This window comes from Ornithinibacillus bavariensis (assembly GCF_050433565.1).
GTDB classification, from domain to species: domain Bacteria; phylum Bacillota; class Bacilli; order Bacillales; family Amphibacillaceae; genus Ornithinibacillus; species Ornithinibacillus bavariensis.
In genome coordinates this window covers 137,648-153,180 of the sequence record NZ_JBNPWZ010000005.1, presented here as the reverse complement: position 1 = coordinate 153,180, position 15,533 = coordinate 137,648, and the positions used below count along the sequence as shown (strand labels likewise).

Annotated in this window: 15 protein-coding genes; 1 reads left to right on the top strand and 14 read right to left on the bottom strand. The window is 35.5% G+C overall.

The annotated features are described in order from the left end of the window. Window positions 1-290: 290 nt before the first annotated feature. The 14 genes from spoIVA to prsW all read right to left on the bottom strand — a co-directional run bounded on the left by spoIVA (window position 291) and on the right by prsW (window position 14,400). Window positions 291-1,769: a stage IV sporulation protein A gene (spoIVA, locus tag HNR27_RS10905; protein ID WP_212921923.1), complete on the bottom strand. Its 1,479-nt coding sequence runs from the start codon at window positions 1,767-1,769 to the stop codon at window positions 291-293. A 230-nt stretch (window positions 1,770-1,999) separates the two neighbouring features. Continuing rightward, window positions 2,000-2,719, bottom strand: coding sequence for a hypothetical protein (locus HNR27_RS10900; RefSeq protein ID WP_212921924.1), 720 nt, complete (start codon window positions 2,717-2,719; stop codon window positions 2,000-2,002). 19 nt (window positions 2,720-2,738) lie between these two features. Further along, window positions 2,739-2,936: a DUF2768 domain-containing protein gene (locus HNR27_RS10895; RefSeq protein WP_212921925.1), complete on the bottom strand. Its 198-nt coding sequence runs from the start codon at window positions 2,934-2,936 to the stop codon at window positions 2,739-2,741. A gap of 342 nt (window positions 2,937-3,278) precedes the next feature. Further along, window positions 3,279-3,539 (bottom strand): stage VI sporulation protein F, encoded by a 261-nt coding sequence (locus HNR27_RS10890; RefSeq protein WP_212921926.1) that lies wholly within the window; start codon window positions 3,537-3,539, stop codon window positions 3,279-3,281. A 61-nt stretch (window positions 3,540-3,600) separates the two neighbouring features. Then, a complete protein-coding gene (locus HNR27_RS10885; RefSeq protein WP_212921927.1) occupies window positions 3,601-4,638 on the bottom strand; it encodes an NAD(P)H-dependent glycerol-3-phosphate dehydrogenase in 1,038 nt (345 codons plus the stop codon). A gap of 14 nt (window positions 4,639-4,652) precedes the next feature. Beyond that, window positions 4,653-5,963: a ribosome biogenesis GTPase Der gene (gene der, locus HNR27_RS10880; protein WP_212921928.1), complete on the bottom strand. Its 1,311-nt coding sequence runs from the start codon at window positions 5,961-5,963 to the stop codon at window positions 4,653-4,655. Window positions 5,964-6,197: 234 nt separating this feature from the next. Beyond that, window positions 6,198-6,788: a YphA family membrane protein gene (locus HNR27_RS10875; RefSeq protein WP_429339744.1), complete on the bottom strand. Its 591-nt coding sequence runs from the start codon at window positions 6,786-6,788 to the stop codon at window positions 6,198-6,200. A 512-nt stretch (window positions 6,789-7,300) separates the two neighbouring features. Then, on the bottom strand, window positions 7,301-8,152 hold the full coding sequence (locus HNR27_RS10870; RefSeq protein WP_429339743.1) for a DUF72 domain-containing protein: 852 nt from the start codon (window positions 8,150-8,152) through the stop codon (window positions 7,301-7,303). A gap of 426 nt (window positions 8,153-8,578) precedes the next feature. Further along, complete coding sequence (gene rpsA, locus HNR27_RS10865; RefSeq protein WP_429339742.1) at window positions 8,579-9,715, bottom strand: 30S ribosomal protein S1; 1,137 nt, start codon at window positions 9,713-9,715, stop codon at window positions 8,579-8,581. 159 nt (window positions 9,716-9,874) lie between these two features. Next, window positions 9,875-10,549 (bottom strand): (d)CMP kinase, encoded by a 675-nt coding sequence (gene cmk / locus HNR27_RS10860; RefSeq protein ID WP_429339741.1) that lies wholly within the window; start codon window positions 10,547-10,549, stop codon window positions 9,875-9,877. Window positions 10,550-10,590: 41 nt separating this feature from the next. Continuing rightward, a complete protein-coding gene (locus tag HNR27_RS10855) occupies window positions 10,591-11,250 on the bottom strand; it encodes a flagellar brake protein (RefSeq protein WP_429339740.1) in 660 nt (219 codons plus the stop codon). 97 nt (window positions 11,251-11,347) lie between these two features. Continuing rightward, window positions 11,348-12,688, bottom strand: coding sequence for a germination protein YpeB (ypeB, locus tag HNR27_RS10850; protein WP_429339739.1), 1,341 nt, complete (start codon window positions 12,686-12,688; stop codon window positions 11,348-11,350). Between the two features lie 12 nt (window positions 12,689-12,700). Beyond that, window positions 12,701-13,582, bottom strand: coding sequence for a spore cortex-lytic enzyme (gene sleB, locus HNR27_RS10845; RefSeq protein ID WP_212921935.1), 882 nt, complete (start codon window positions 13,580-13,582; stop codon window positions 12,701-12,703). A 182-nt stretch (window positions 13,583-13,764) separates the two neighbouring features. Then, on the bottom strand, window positions 13,765-14,400 hold the full coding sequence (prsW, locus tag HNR27_RS10840; protein ID WP_212921936.1) for a glutamic-type intramembrane protease PrsW: 636 nt from the start codon (window positions 14,398-14,400) through the stop codon (window positions 13,765-13,767). Window positions 14,401-14,491: 91 nt separating this feature from the next. On the opposite strand from prsW, the gene HNR27_RS10835 reads away from it, so the two are divergent. Beyond that, complete coding sequence (locus HNR27_RS10835; protein WP_212921937.1) at window positions 14,492-15,466, top strand: asparaginase; 975 nt, start codon at window positions 14,492-14,494, stop codon at window positions 15,464-15,466. Window positions 15,467-15,533: the final 67 nt, after the last annotated feature.

The window sequence follows — 15,533 nt, the reverse complement described above, 5'->3', positions numbered from 1 at the left end:
ATTTACCATCTTTTATACTTGATTGCCCCTATAATCAATAGTGACAAGGCTAATATTAAACGAGATTCCTTTAAAATTCAACAAAAAATTACTATTTTTTCATATTTTATTAGATTTCAAGGGGTTTTATGTTATTTTTATCCATTTTTTTATTTGGATTTAAGCTATTCTAATTGTAATACATATCAATACTATTCGCTACTATATGTACATATCCTTCTTAAAAATACCTTTTATTTCAAAGAATGTCCTCAAAATAGAAAAATAGCAGCAATTAGCTGCTATTTTTCCTAAAGGATTATGGCTATTAAACCACCAGAACCCTCATTTATAATTCTTTCTAATGTCTCTTTAAGTTTATATCGTGCGTTTTCTGGCATTAAGGAAATTTTTGCTTGGATTCCCTCACGGACGATGGAGCTTAACGATCTGCCAAATATGTCTGATTCCCAGATAGATAATGGGTCCTCTTCAAAATCCTGCATTAAGTAACGTACTAATTCTTCACTTTGCTTTTCCGTACCGATAATTGGAGCAAACTCTGATTCTACCTCTACTTTGATCATATGAATCGATGGTGCAACTGCTTTTAGCCTAACTCCAAATCTGGAGCCTTGACGAATAATTTCTGGTTCATCAAGCTCCATATCCTCTAAGGTCGGAGCAGCTATTCCATAACCAGTTTGTTTTACCATCTGTAAAGCACTTGATACTTGATCATATTGGCGCTTTGCATAGGCAAAATCTTGCATTAGTTCCAATAGATGATCCTTTCCTCTAATTTCTACACCTACTATTTCCTTTAATACTTGATCATATAAATAATCAGGTGCATGTAGATCGATTTCAGCAATTCCTTCACCCATTTCCATTCCAGCAAGGTTTGCTTTGTCAATGTAATCATAGTCTGCAAAATTACCTACAATAGTATCAACATCACGTAATCTCTTTATATTTTTAACCGTTGATTGAATAGCTTCTTGGTAGCTTTCACGAAGCCAATGGTCCTCTTTAAGTACCATTACCCAGCTAGGTAGATTTACATTAACTTCAAGTACCGGGAATTCATAAAGCGCTTCTCTGAGGACATTATATACATCATGTTCGGTCATGGATTCCACACTCATAGATAGAACAGGAATATCGTATTTTTCGGCTAGTTCTTGACGTAAAAGCTCTGTTTCTTGTCTAGTAGGTTGAACTGAGTTAACGACCATAATGAACGGTTTTCCGACTTCTTTTAATTCTTCTACTACCTTTGCTTCTGCGTCAACATAATCTCCCCGTTCAATATCACCAATAGTGCCATCCGTAGTGACTACAACACCGATTGTAGAATGCTCCTGTATAACCTTTCTTGTTCCAATTTCTGCTGCATCATGGAATGGAATTGGTTCCTCGTACCAAGGTGTATTAATCATTCTAGGGCCATCTTCATCCTCGAAGCCTTTAGCACCCTTAACGGCATATCCAACACAATCAACAAGTCTAATGTTTACATCTAATCCTTCCTCGACTGTAACGTTTACAGCTTGATTAGGAATAAATTTTGGTTCTGTCGTCATAATTGTTTTACCAGCAGCACTTTGGGGCAATTCATCCTGTGCTCTAACCCTCTCACTCTCATTCTCAATATTTGGAAGCACAACTAACTCCATAAACTTTTTGATGAAGGTTGATTTTCCAGTCCGAACAGCTCCAACGATGCCTAAGTATATATCGCCGTTCGTACGCTTTGAAATATCTTTAAAAATATCTACCTTTTTCAAACGATCCCCTCCCGATCACTACAATATTAATGAACAAACTACGAATAATTGACATTACAATTCTATGATGTTGTCCTATCAAATTATGACTTAATATATGCAAAAGAATTTAATTAAATGAATAATCGTTCTTCGCAGTTTGGTATTTTAGTATCACTAGAGCAAAAAATAAAAAACCCCTGCAACAAATATATGCTGCAAGGGAATATATATGAAATATATGTTTAAAATTATTCAACCATAAACACTGGCTCATTATCCTTAATAGTATAAGGTAACGAATAGACTGGTAAGAATGGTGTATTTTCCGCTAAAAGGTAACGGATATCATCCCCATCCTGATAGCTATTTTTGTACTCTTTTAAAGCATTATTCAGATCTATTCGATAATCTATATAGGTTTTACCCGTAGCATCCAATACTATGGGCAGTAAAGCATCAGAATAAGGGCTTTCGATTACCGGAGGAGATTCCAATCCTATTTTCTTATAGTCTATGGCAAAAATATCACCCTCAATACGTTCACCAAAGGGCGGATAAATATGTTTGTTACGGAACGAATCTATTCTAACATTAACACTTCGCAAAGCTTCTGTAATCCGTAAGTCTATTAATTTTACTTTAGGATCTGTTTCTGGATTCAAGATAGCATACTGATAAATCCCACCATTTTCATAGGCATTTCCAGGTATTTCTGCAATACTACCCTGTTCTTTTAATAACGTAAAATCAATTAAGTATTTTTCAAAAATTGGTGTATCACTTGGCTTCGTGCGAATAGGTAGTAATCCATTCGTTTTGTCTTGATAGTTTTCAATTGCTGATTGCACCAGTTCTAGCTGTGTTTCATTAGAAATTTGGTTCTTGGATAACTCATTATCGGGATATAGACATCCTGATAGAAAAATCATCGCAAAAATCAAAAAAACTAGTATATATGTATGCTTCATTGTTCTACCTCCACTTGCTTTAAATAGTCGGTCCTCTAAATACGATGTAAAGAACAGTAATACCACCAATAAACAAGCAAATATAGGCTAATATAGATACGATAATGGCAAATACACCTTTTAATTTATATCTACTGAAAGCAATTAATCCGATTGATAAAATTAAAAAGACCATTCCGCCAATCGATATCCACATATTTAACATTGATTCTGACAACTTTATTCACCCTTTTTAAGACTAATCCTTTGTTCCTGCAAGTGGTATTATAACATATACATTATTTTCCGGCATTGAATATGGTAAAAGTTACAATTAATCTATCTATTCAAGTATAGCTTACATTGTAAATTCGAAGTATCCGTTTACTTTAACAAGGCGACAGTTCCGTTTAATGGAAAAGTAAATTGTTGCTTAAACAGAAAAACCCGGGATGAAGAGGGGCCGTCTTCATCCCGGTTGACTAAATAATACCCACAGCAGGCTCTATCTATGAATGCTTGTGCGTTTCATTTTATGCGAGTAGACGCGAGGTTGTATCCTCACCTGCCCAGCTTTTAGCTACTTTTTAAATAACTGACTCAGCGAGTTGAGATCTGATGGAATTTTGTTATTTGTAATGGATTGAACAAGTTTGTCTTCTTTTTCTTTTGAGATTGGTTTATTTGCCATTCTTGCTAATTGTCGAACTAGTTTTCTTACTGTTCTCTCATCCGAAAAATTTGCATTTTTAACCGAGTCAGCAACTTTATATATCTCGCTAGGACTAATACCTGCGCTTTGCTGAATTTTGTCAAAGGGATTATTGCTTTTATTGCCCACACGCTCGCCTCCTTGCTGCTAGATACTTCAAAATAGTATATGCAAGGTGCTAAATAGTGTGTTAGCGAGCATAACGGTTCTTTAATAATGAGGCAAGGTCATCCATTTCTTCCCGTTTATCTCGTTTCATTAATTCCTCAACAATCTCTTTCGGTTTCTTTTGATTGTGGATGATTGCATAAATGCCAGAAGTAATAGGCATTTCGACTTGTTCCGCGACAGCAAATTGGTGAGCAGCTTCAGCAGTTCTTACACCTTCCACTACCATACCCATATGCTCTAAAACATCCTCTAATTGCTTTCCTTTACCTAATAAATTCCCAGCTCGCCAGTTTCTACTATGTACGCTCGTACAAGTAACAATGAGGTCACCTACACCAGGCAATCCTAAAAAACTTAAGGGATTTGCCCCTAGATACGTACCAAGTCGAGTAATTTCTGCTAGTCCTCTAGTGATTAGGGCTGCTTTTGCATTATCGCCATAGCCAAGCCCATCGGAAATACCTGCACCTAGAGCTATGATGTTTTTCAATGCACCTCCAAGTTCAATACCTATAACATCATTGGATGTATATACACGAAATACCTCATTAAAGAAAAGATCTTGGCTGATTTTTGCATATTCCTCATTGAGAGATGCAACTGTTACTGTTGTTGGTTGTCGCATAGCAACTTCTTCTGCATGACTAGGACCCGACAGAACGACAATATCCTCATATTGAACGGAAGGCATTTCTTCATCAATCATTTGAGAAACACGTTTCAACGTACCAGGCTCAATTCCTTTGGTAGCATGGATAATAACAGGTTGGTGTGTTAAATTTGCTTCAAGCTGAAGACATACTTCTCGTATCGCTTTAGTTGGGACTACGATTAGTACTACATCAACATCTTGTAACGCTTCTTTCATGTCATGAAATGCGACTATTTTTTCTGGTATCATAATTTCCAAATAATGCTCGTTTTTATGTGTAGAGTTTATTAACTCTGCCTGTTCCTTCCGATGTGTCCATAGACGTACATCATGTCCATTATCAGATAACACAATACTAAGTGCGGTTCCCCAGCTTCCAGCACCTAAAACAGCTACTTTTTTCATGATGTATGCCTCCCCTAACTACGTTTACGTGCAAATATTTTTATAGGCGTACCTACAAATCCGAATGCATCACGTATTTTATTTTCCAAAAAACGTTGGTATGAAAAATGCATCAACTCTGGTTCATTGACAAAGACTACAAAGCTTGGTGGTTTTACAGCGACCTGTGTCGCATATAATACCTTTAACCTTTTTCCTTTAACTGTTGGTGTTGGATTCATAGCAATTGCATCCATAATCACATCATTCAATACATTTGTAGCAATTCGCTTCGCATGGTTTTCACTTGCTTCTTTCACCATTGGTAGTAAGGTATGAATTCGTTTTTTTGTTTTTGCAGATAAAAAGACTATAGGAGCATAATCCAAATATTGAAAATGGGCTCTAATTTTTTCTTCGTACTCTTTCATCGTCTTCTCATCGGTCTCAACTGTGTCCCATTTGTTGACAACAATTACTATTCCTCGGCCAGCTTCATGTGCATAACCAGCAATTTTTTTATCCTGCTCTCTTATACCCGTTTCCGCATCAATTAATACTAGTACCACATCAGACCGCTCGATAGCCTTTAAAGCTCTAAGCACACTATATTTCTCAGTTGTTTCGTAAACTTTACCACGCTTTCTCATACCTGCTGTATCAATTATGACATAATTCTGTCCATCTCGTTTAAGATGAGTGTCTATTGCATCTCTTGTAGTACCCTCAATATCACTAACAATGACACGGTCCTCATTTAACAATGCATTCACTAAAGAAGACTTACCGACATTCGGTCTACCAATTAAACTAAAGTAGATGGTATCCTCATCCTCCTCTTCCTCAGAGAATGTTGGAAAATGTTTGACAACTTCATCTAAAAGATCACCTAGTCCAAGTCCATGTGCACCTGAAATTGGAAACGGTTCCCCAAAGCCTAATGAATAGTATTCGTAAATTTCAGCGCGCATTTCAGGGTTATCAACCTTGTTTACTGCAAGAACTACTGGTTTATTCGATTTAAATAGTAATTTGGCCACTTCTTCATCAGCAGCGGTAATGCCTTCTTTTGCGTTCACAATAAACACAATAACATCTGCTTCATCGATAGCAACCTGTGCTTGTTCACGCATTTGTACTAGTAATGGTTCATCTCCAATTTCAATTCCACCTGTGTCAATTAAGTTAAAACGCGTATTTAACCATTCTGCCTGTGCATAAATTCTGTCTCTTGTAACACCTGGAATATCTTCTACAATAGAGATTCTCTCTCCGACTAATCTATTGAAAATAGTAGACTTACCTACATTTGGTCTGCCTACAATTGCTACTACTGAATTCCTCATCGAAAGGAACATCCTCTCTATATAACATATTTATGTAAATTTACTACCATACCCTTCCATAACTTTATTTATTCTAGCAAAAGATAGTAAGATTAACAATGTTTAATGTTTTCTATGATAAATTCTTTTCTGTTGGCCAAAGGTTAGTCACATCTTGTATTACTAAATACTGTTATTCTTTCAAACATACAGAACCCTAATTAGTCTTAAGTATGGCTTTGATTTTTTCAACATTCAACGACCTTTTGGTATAACTTTTGATAAATAGAGGAAGAACTTATTTTTACCTATTTGGTATATTTCTATACTACCGAGAAGTAGCAAAACAATCAGAAGGGTATCTAGGAACAAAAGCTCTCCAACAATGTCTGGCATGGATAGATTCGTTAACAAAATGCAATACAATAGCTCTCCACCACATAACCCTAATGTGCTGATAGCAAGTCTACTGGATAATCCTTTTGTCAAGACCAAGGTTAATAGTACACAAAGGACTGGAATAATGATTAGTCGAGGCATGAATAACCATACTGGTGCAATCGATTCCCATATTAATATACTAGAATAACCAATCATAATGGTCATCGCAGAAAAAAGATGATAGCTTAAAGGTTTGAGACTTTTAATGTATAAGATACTACCTAAAAAAACACAAACATACGCCATCGAAACCTCTACATTGTATACAGAAATGTAAAGATTAGAAGACGTAAGTGTCAGTAGTATCCATACCGCCATCATTGTTCGAGTTTTTTCCTTTGGCATTAGAAAAGTAACAACGACCCAAATCATCCAACATAACCAATAAAAAAATATTCCATCCATCTATCCTTCACCCATCCATATTATGGGTTTGTTCACCGTTTTTTAAACTTTTCCTATAGGTTTTCTGATTAATAAATAGATACATACTTTTTTACAGAATACATAAGGATAAAACAGTTCTAATTTCTAATTTTCCAATGTTATATTTACTAACGTCGAAAAACATTGGAAATAAAAGAAATATAAAAGCATGTCGGCTGGAACTGCGATTAAGACATTTACCAACATCTCTATTCATTGACTCTGGATATGGAAGTGAAGAAAACTATGAGTAACATAGGAAAGATGTAACAAAAAGTGGTAAATCTATAATTTGAAATAATCTTATTATAATCCCAATAAAAAAACAGGAGGTTAGCATCAAAAACCTAATCCTCCTGAAATTATATCCATCATTATTGCGTTTTATTTCTAACCTATCCTCATTTCCAATACGCTACTTCATCTACTTCAAAGTTACTTATCCAAATGTGCTTTATTAGCCTGAAGTCGCGATTAGGTTCTGAATAGGATTAAAATAAATCCAGTTGTCTGGGTGCTAGTCCATCATATTCAATGCCAAGTATTTCTTGAAATTGCTTAGCATTGTTGGCGGCATCGCCACCTGAATTATTATTAAATAATACGATTACATCTCTCGATTGTTTCGATATCTTTAGAACTCTTTCTTTCCACTCCAGTAGTTCTTCTTTGTTGTAGTTATATAGATATCTGACATCACGCCAATTTGTATCTGCATTTTTCGGCCTTGTCCATCCATGGACATTGCGACCGTGCATTCTAATTAATGTAAGATAGCTATTTGTAACCACTGGAACTATCGGAATTGAACCGTTACCCGCCTGTGGTTCATCCGCAATCCCGTGAATCCAACCATTTTGATTCATAAAATCAATGGTGCTTTCGCGGTATTTTTCATGATACCAGGTTTGATTTCGAAATTCTAAAGCGACTGGAATATCTCCCATCATACTTTTACAGTATCGTAAATAGCTTACATTTTCCCTGTTACAATCAAACCACGGTGGAAATTGAAACAAGACCATCGTTAACTTATTTGCATCCTGATAAGGCTTCAATGATGCAATAAATGCTTGAAACATCTCTCCATAATCCTTATAAAACCCTTCAGACCGTTGATGTCTAGTCATTCCTTGATAAGCTTTTACCACAAATCGAAAATTATCAGGTGTATCTTTTACCCATTTTAATGCGTTATGTAATGGTTGTATTGCATAAAAGGAGGCATCGACTTCAACAACAGGAAAATGACTGCTATATTCGGATAATTTATCTTTAGGTTTTATGTCATGTGTGTAAAGTGAATCATGATCTCCCCAGCCTGTTAGTCCTATGTATATCATTTCGATTCCCCCTCCTTTTCTAATAACTTCTACAGAAAGTTTTAGCTTTTCTATAGTAAACTAGTCTTTTCATCATATCATATTCTAATAAAATCGTAGAAAGCAATTAACAATAAAATAAACATCCTGTTGAATGAAGAGGTTTACTATTATCCTTCACCTTCAACAGGTTACAACTTTCTACACACCATTCCATGCTGGAATTCTCTCTTCTATTCTAAAAAAATCTAATTTTGACTATCCTCAAGCATATTCACTTTAATCCTTAGCTTTATTTCAATAGGACCGTAATTCTCCTAGTATGGATTAACTACTACAAGCTTAATTTATTCGCTAGAAGTGGTTATATAAACAGCTCGAAAAAGCTATAATACGTTCTAACATAAAAAACTCCTTCCGCTTACTCGCGAAAGGAGCATTGACTATTTATTGTTGTTTAAATTTATCTAATTTATCGCCAATTAATTCACCAAATTGGAAGTGAGATTGTTCTTCAACTTTTTCGTATTGCTTAAATTCTACAGATTCTTGTTCTGCTTCAAGTTCTTTAATACTTAAAGACAACCTTTCTTCTTCTTCGTTCATATCTAGAACTTTTACATCAACCTTTTGTCCAACCTCTAAAACCTCCTGAGGTGTGCCGATATGTCGATTAGCGATTTGAGAAATATGAACTAAACCCTCAACACCTGGTAAAACCTCAATAAACGCTCCAAAACTAACTAATCGCTTAACCGTACCTTCAACCACTTGTCCAGGTTTAATTTTTTCTTCAACGCCTGCCCATGGTCCAGGAAGAAGTTTCTTTCTGGATAAAGAAATACGTTCATTATCACGATCAATTGATAGTACTTCAACCTTCACCTTTTCACCTACTGCAACTACGTCAGCAGCATTGCGAACATGTTCATGTGCTAATTGTGAGATATGTACTAATCCGTCAATACCACCCAAATCAACAAATACCCCGAAATCTGTAATTCGTTCAACAGTTCCTTCTAACACTTGACCCGCTTCAATTGTTTTTAGAACTTTTGCTTTTTCATTTGCCTGTTCTTCTTCCACAACAGCACGATGGGAAAGAACGACACGGTTTTGCTCCTTATCTAATTCAACTATCTTGACTTCCAAAGTTCTGTCCTGGTAATCGGAAAAATCATCAACAAAAAACGTTTCAACTAGTGATGCAGGAATAAAGCCTCGTACACCTACATCTGCCACTAGTCCACCTTTTACTACTTCCTTAACCTGAACATTAAAAACTTCTCCTTGCTCGTATTTATTCTCTAAATCCTCCCAAGCAAGCTCGCGATCTACTACTTTTTTGGAAAGTATAACTTCATCATCTTCCACTTTTTTTACGGATAATGTTAATTCATCACCAACATTCACTACTTCATTAGGCGTCTCGATGTGTAGATTAGATAGTTCACTTATAGGTATGATTCCTTCCGTTTTATACCCAAAGTCAACAAGAACATGTTTTTCTTCAATCTTAACTACTTTTCCTGTCACTTGATCCCCAACTTGTACATTTAGATTATCTTGGTTTAATTCACTCATTCCAATTCCTCCTATTCCATAAATACGAAAGACGCAAGGGTGAAAGAAAACGTTCCGCCTGCATCATAGACCCTCTTTTAATAACTTCTAATATTTGCATTTATTTGTCAAGCGAGATAATCATTGCAATGTATTAATCTATTCATCATTATCATTTATTTATTGAGTAAATTTATTCACTTCACGTAGAATACAGTCTGCAACCTCTTCAATAGTTAATGAAGTGGTGTCAATTTCTATTGCATCTTCTGCTTTTACTAATGGTGAAGCTTCACGTTTTGAATCTATTAAATCTCGTTTTTCTATTTCTTTTTTCAATTCCTCTAAATCAGAGGAAAAACCTTTAGACAAATTCTCTTCATGACGCCTTTTTGCCCGTTCTTCAACCGAAGCTACTAGAAAAATCTTCACTTCTGCATCTGGGATTACCTTGGTACCGATATCACGCCCATCCATAACTACGCCACGCCGTTCAGCAAGTTTTTGCTGTCGAGCTACCATATCTACCCTTACTTTTGGATGCTGGGAAACATAGGAAACATTATTTGTTACTTCCTTGGAACGTATATTCATTGTAACGTCATGTTCATCTAAGTATACACGCTGACCATCAGCTTTCTGGATCAGTTGGATGTCTGTAGACTTAAGTAATTCCTCTAATGCACTTTCATCATGAACATCAACCAATTTTTCCAAAGCCTTTAACGTAATAGCACGATACATTGCACCTGTATCTATATAAATATAGGAAAGCTTTGCGGCTACTATTTTTGCTACTGTACTTTTACCAGCCGCTGCAGGACCATCAATCGCTATAGCTATTTTTTTGTTCATAAGTTCCAATCATTCCTCTCATCTAAACCGTTGACTTAATTTTACTGTGTTTCTTTTTGCCTTGCTTCACGTTGTTTTTCGAAGCAGTATAGGATTATAACCTGTTTATCCTGCTCACTTAATGATAATAATTTGATTGATGCGGTATTTGCTGAAGATTCATTCTTTATAACTCTTACAATTTCACCTGATAAATGAAGATAATAGTATTTACCAGAATGCATAGGAAGAACAAGATAGAGATTTATTTCCTCGTTTTCCCCAATACTTATATGTTTAGGAACAACAATAGAAAGTCCTCCACCACTAATATCAGTAGATACCGTAGTAAAAGGAGGAAATTTTTGATTAGTGCTATGAATGGCTACATCGACAGAAGCTTCAACTCTTACATATTGTCTTCGTTGTACACGTTTAATCTCGTCTTCCTTTGGTAATTCAATTACAAGTGTTGGTATTTTTCCCTTACGCTTTTCTTTTATTACCGTATTAAACCGATATACGGATTGGTCATCTCCTATATATTCAGCAATTATATGTGTGCCAATTCGAAACATAGAAGTTCTTTTCGTTTTTATGTGTACTGGATAATCAATATAAACATATTGTTTATTCATATCCACCACTTTACAACGATACTTTTCATAATCGCCCAATTCTTGTTCAAATGCTTCAAGAGTTAAAAAACTGCCTATCTTCATGCTTATCCCCCACATTATATCTCAACTGAAAGATACACTCTCTATTCCATTATCACAAAAAAATGAAAAAAGGGAAAGGACAAATACCTTTCCCAAATTAAATTCCTGCGTAATTAATTTCTTTTCCATTGAGTTTTTCAACTTTTTCCTCTGTTCCATCCATCGCGTTTATGAATATCCGGTATGTGTCATCACCGAGAATACCTAAGAATTCATAGGTTAAAACTTCATCTCCCAAATCATTTGTAATAACAGCAAGGAACTCTTCCTGTATCTCAACATTTGGGTTAACAAAATCCTTTGCCTCTTCCTTATCAATAGAAGGTTTTGGAATATCTCGTTTATGATGATTCATGTAGTAATTATTCGCTGTTAAGCCAAGTATTTCACCATTATCAAGTGCAACCTTAACTTCAATTGCATCCGAGAAAACTCGAACACCATTTTGATTATAAACAAACGTATAGTTACCTATGTTATCATATTGACTACTATTCAAAAGTTCCATATTCTCAAATCCATGCTTTTTGATATATTTTTCTGCCTGGACAAAGCCTTCATTAAGACTAATCTTTTTCTCACCAACTGGTCTATTCACAATTAGCGTAATAGGATTGCCACCTTGCTGAGTGAGATCTAAATAAGCTCGCTTGTTTCCATCTGAATAAGAAACACTATATAACGGAATGGATGCTCCATCTCCTGTCTTCGTTACGTTTAAATCTTTAGTCCCATTCACATTAAATAATTGCCTACTATATTTGATTGCGTCTTTTTGACTTATTTTCTTACCCTTTACATTTTCATATTGATGATTTTCTGAGGAACTTCCAGGGGTAGTAGGATCCACTGTTCCTTCAGAGAATCCCTCAACCTTTTTTTCAACTGTTTTAAACCCATCAATTATTGTATTATCAGCTTGCTCATCATCTGTAGCCAATGCTAGCTGAACATCCATCCAGCGAAGATTATTTTCCATTGCCGCATATTGCACCTGTCTAAGCTCGTCTTTAATTTCTCCAGCTTGCGTGTATAAATTATTTAAGGTGTCTAATTCTTTATCTGTTAAAGGATCTTTTTTCAAATCTCGAACTGCTGTACGATACGTAAAGTCTCCGATATTGGACAAAAATTCTTCAGTTTTATTAAATGGTAAAAGGGTTAGTGGTAATTGCCCGACATTGGATAACGCATCGGAAGTTAATCGCCAAATTTCTGCAAGCTGTGGTGACAAACGTTCTCTAGAATTCATGGCAATTGCAGTTCCAATTTTATCGTGCATTAAATCCATATTGTATGAGAGCTCGTGAAAGGCTCTTTGATACGTATTTTCTGCTTGCAATAAGATTGCATTTTTTTCTTGATGCTCTTTATAACCCCACGCAGCAGTTCCGGCAACACCGATAACTAACACAACAATAGAAATCCATCGTAACATGCTTTCTCACCTCTATTTACAGAAAATATGCTTTCCGATTTGTTTTATTTGCGGTCTGCCCCAAATCCAGCTTGATGTAGCTGTTTCTGGGTTAAAATAATATATCGCACCTCCAGTTGGATCCCAACCATTAATTGCATCAAGAACTGCTTGCTTCGATTGTTCGTTAGGTGTTAACCAAATTTGGCCATCTGCAACCGCTGTGAATGCTCTAGGCTCAAAAATCACGCCTGATACGGTATTTGGAAACAAAGCACTTTCAACGCGATTTAATATGACAGCAGCTACTGCAACCTGTCCCTCATAGGGTTCTCCACGTGATTCCCCATGTACCGCATTGGCCATCAGGTTGATATCATTTTGAGAGTATCCTTGTGGTACATTAACTGCTGGGGTCGTTTGAGGTGTATTTGCAGTATTATTACCTGTATTAGGTGTCGGTGTTTTAGGTTGTTGCTTTGATGGAGTAGTATTTGCTCTGCCTCCAGTGTTTCTCTTCGGTTTTACTTGTTTATTTAAATCGGTCCCACCATAGTAGGTAAAATCATTACCCTTCGCTATTTGCGTGTGAACCCATTTCCCATCAAACCTACTGACACTAACTAGCTTTTGTCTTGTCTTTAGTCCAGCAAGACCATCAATATCTAGTCCATAATCATTCTGAAAGTTTCGAAGTGCCCAATATGTGCCCCAACCAAAAACGCCATCTATTTTTCCACGATAATAGCCAATGTATTGAAGCCTTGCTTGTAATTCAATAACATCATTTCCAACCGCACCGCGTTGGATAACCTGATTTGTAAAGGCATCTACACTATTAGGATGACTAGTTCCTTGAAGTCCAATCACAAGTAAACATATAATAAGTAAAAGGAAGAATTTTTTAGAATTCATCTGGATTCCTCTCGCTTTCTTGATTATCTAGTAGTATCTATTTTTCGATGAATCAATCATTTTATGCATGAGAATCCATTTTTTAATAAGGTATGCGAATTAAACGTTCATATTTTAATAAAAAAAGACTGTGAACATAACCTTTTAAGGCTGACACAGTCTTCTTAAGAAAAATTATATTATTATGCGGTAATTGCAATCTTCATTCGATGTAAACCGAAAAACCATAGAATAATCATAAATGGAACAGCAAATAATGCCCAATTTTCATGTACTGTTCCTAATATAAAATTATAAATTCCATGTAATATTATTGGAATTATTAAGGCTAAGAAGATATTCCCACCAACATAATGATTGTTCATTTTTGCTTTTCCAAAATAATATCCCATAATAACACCAAATAACGCATGGGAGGAAACTGGGAATAAGGCTCTTGTGAATGCATATTGAATTCCATTCACTAATAGATAAAGAATATTTTCGATAGAAGCAAATCCCAAACTAATTGACACAGCATAAACGATACCATCATAGTGTGCATCAAATTCTGTATGCTGATAAATTAAATATAAAAATAAAAACCATTTAAAAAATTCTTCTAAAAAAGCGACTACAAAAAAAGATTGGATAAATAAATTCCCAATTTGATCACTTTGAAATGCATATTGAATAAACATGATTGGAAAAACGATTAAACAACCAGATATAAAGGTACGAATAATGAGTGGAAGTGGCTCGGTAATTTTGTCCTTTAAATAGAAAAAAGACAAAAGAGCTAGTGCTGGAGCTACTCCCGAAGTTATAATTGCCAGCATAAATATTCCCTTTCCCCTTGTTCTATTTCCATGGTACCATTTAATAGAAGGATTGGAAATACATAATATTACAGAATTGTAGGTGTTATGAATGAAAAAGATAATGATCGTTCATACTGGCGGCACGATTTCCATGCTTGAAAATAAAGAAACCGGCGAAGTAAATATTACAGGTGGTGAACATCCACTTGCAAATATCCCATATAATTTCGGTGATGATGTGACAATAGATGAATACAACGCATATTCACTACCATCACCACATATTACCCCACAACATATGCTTAGCCTAGCAAAAACAGTTGAGAATTTACTGCTTGAATTTGATGGAATAGTAATTACACATGGAACAGATACTTTGGAAGAAACGGCATACTTCTTAGATTTAGTGTTAGATACGGAAAAACCGGTAATTATTACAGGGGCAATGCGTTCTAGTAATGAAATTGGTTCAGATGCATTGTATAATCTCATCAGCTCCATTCGAGTTACGCTTAGTCCGGATGCATATTCGAAAGGTGTCTTGGTTGTGATGAATGATGAAATTCACAGTGCCATAAATGTTACCAAAACGTCTACTAGTAATATTGCAACATTTCAAAGTCCGCAATATGGACCATTAGGAATAATTACAAAAGAGTCGATCATTTTTCATCACCAATTGGTTTCGAGAACAACCTATCCAGTTGATAACATTTCGAAAAATGTCTTTTTACTAAAAGCATATGCTGGTATGGATAGCCAGATTTTTGATTCCATTCATCATGGGCGACCAGACGGAATTGTCGTTGAAGCACTTGGTCAAGGGAATCTGCCAAAAGAAACACTACCAGCAATAAAAAGAATTCTAGCAGATCAAATTCCTATCGTATTAGTATCAAGAAGTTTTCGCGGCATAGTGCAGCCTACATATGCTTATGAGGGCGGTGGAAAACAATTACAAGACTTAGGGATTATCTTTTCCAATGGACTAACCGGGCCAAAAGCAAGACTTAAGTTACTAATCTCCCTGGAAAACACGACAGATCACCATGTAATACAGGAGATATTTGAAAACGAGTCATAAATGTAAATGTAATGGAAAGAAGCCTGAAAACCAGGCTTCTTAATTATTACTTATGAATATTGCTTTA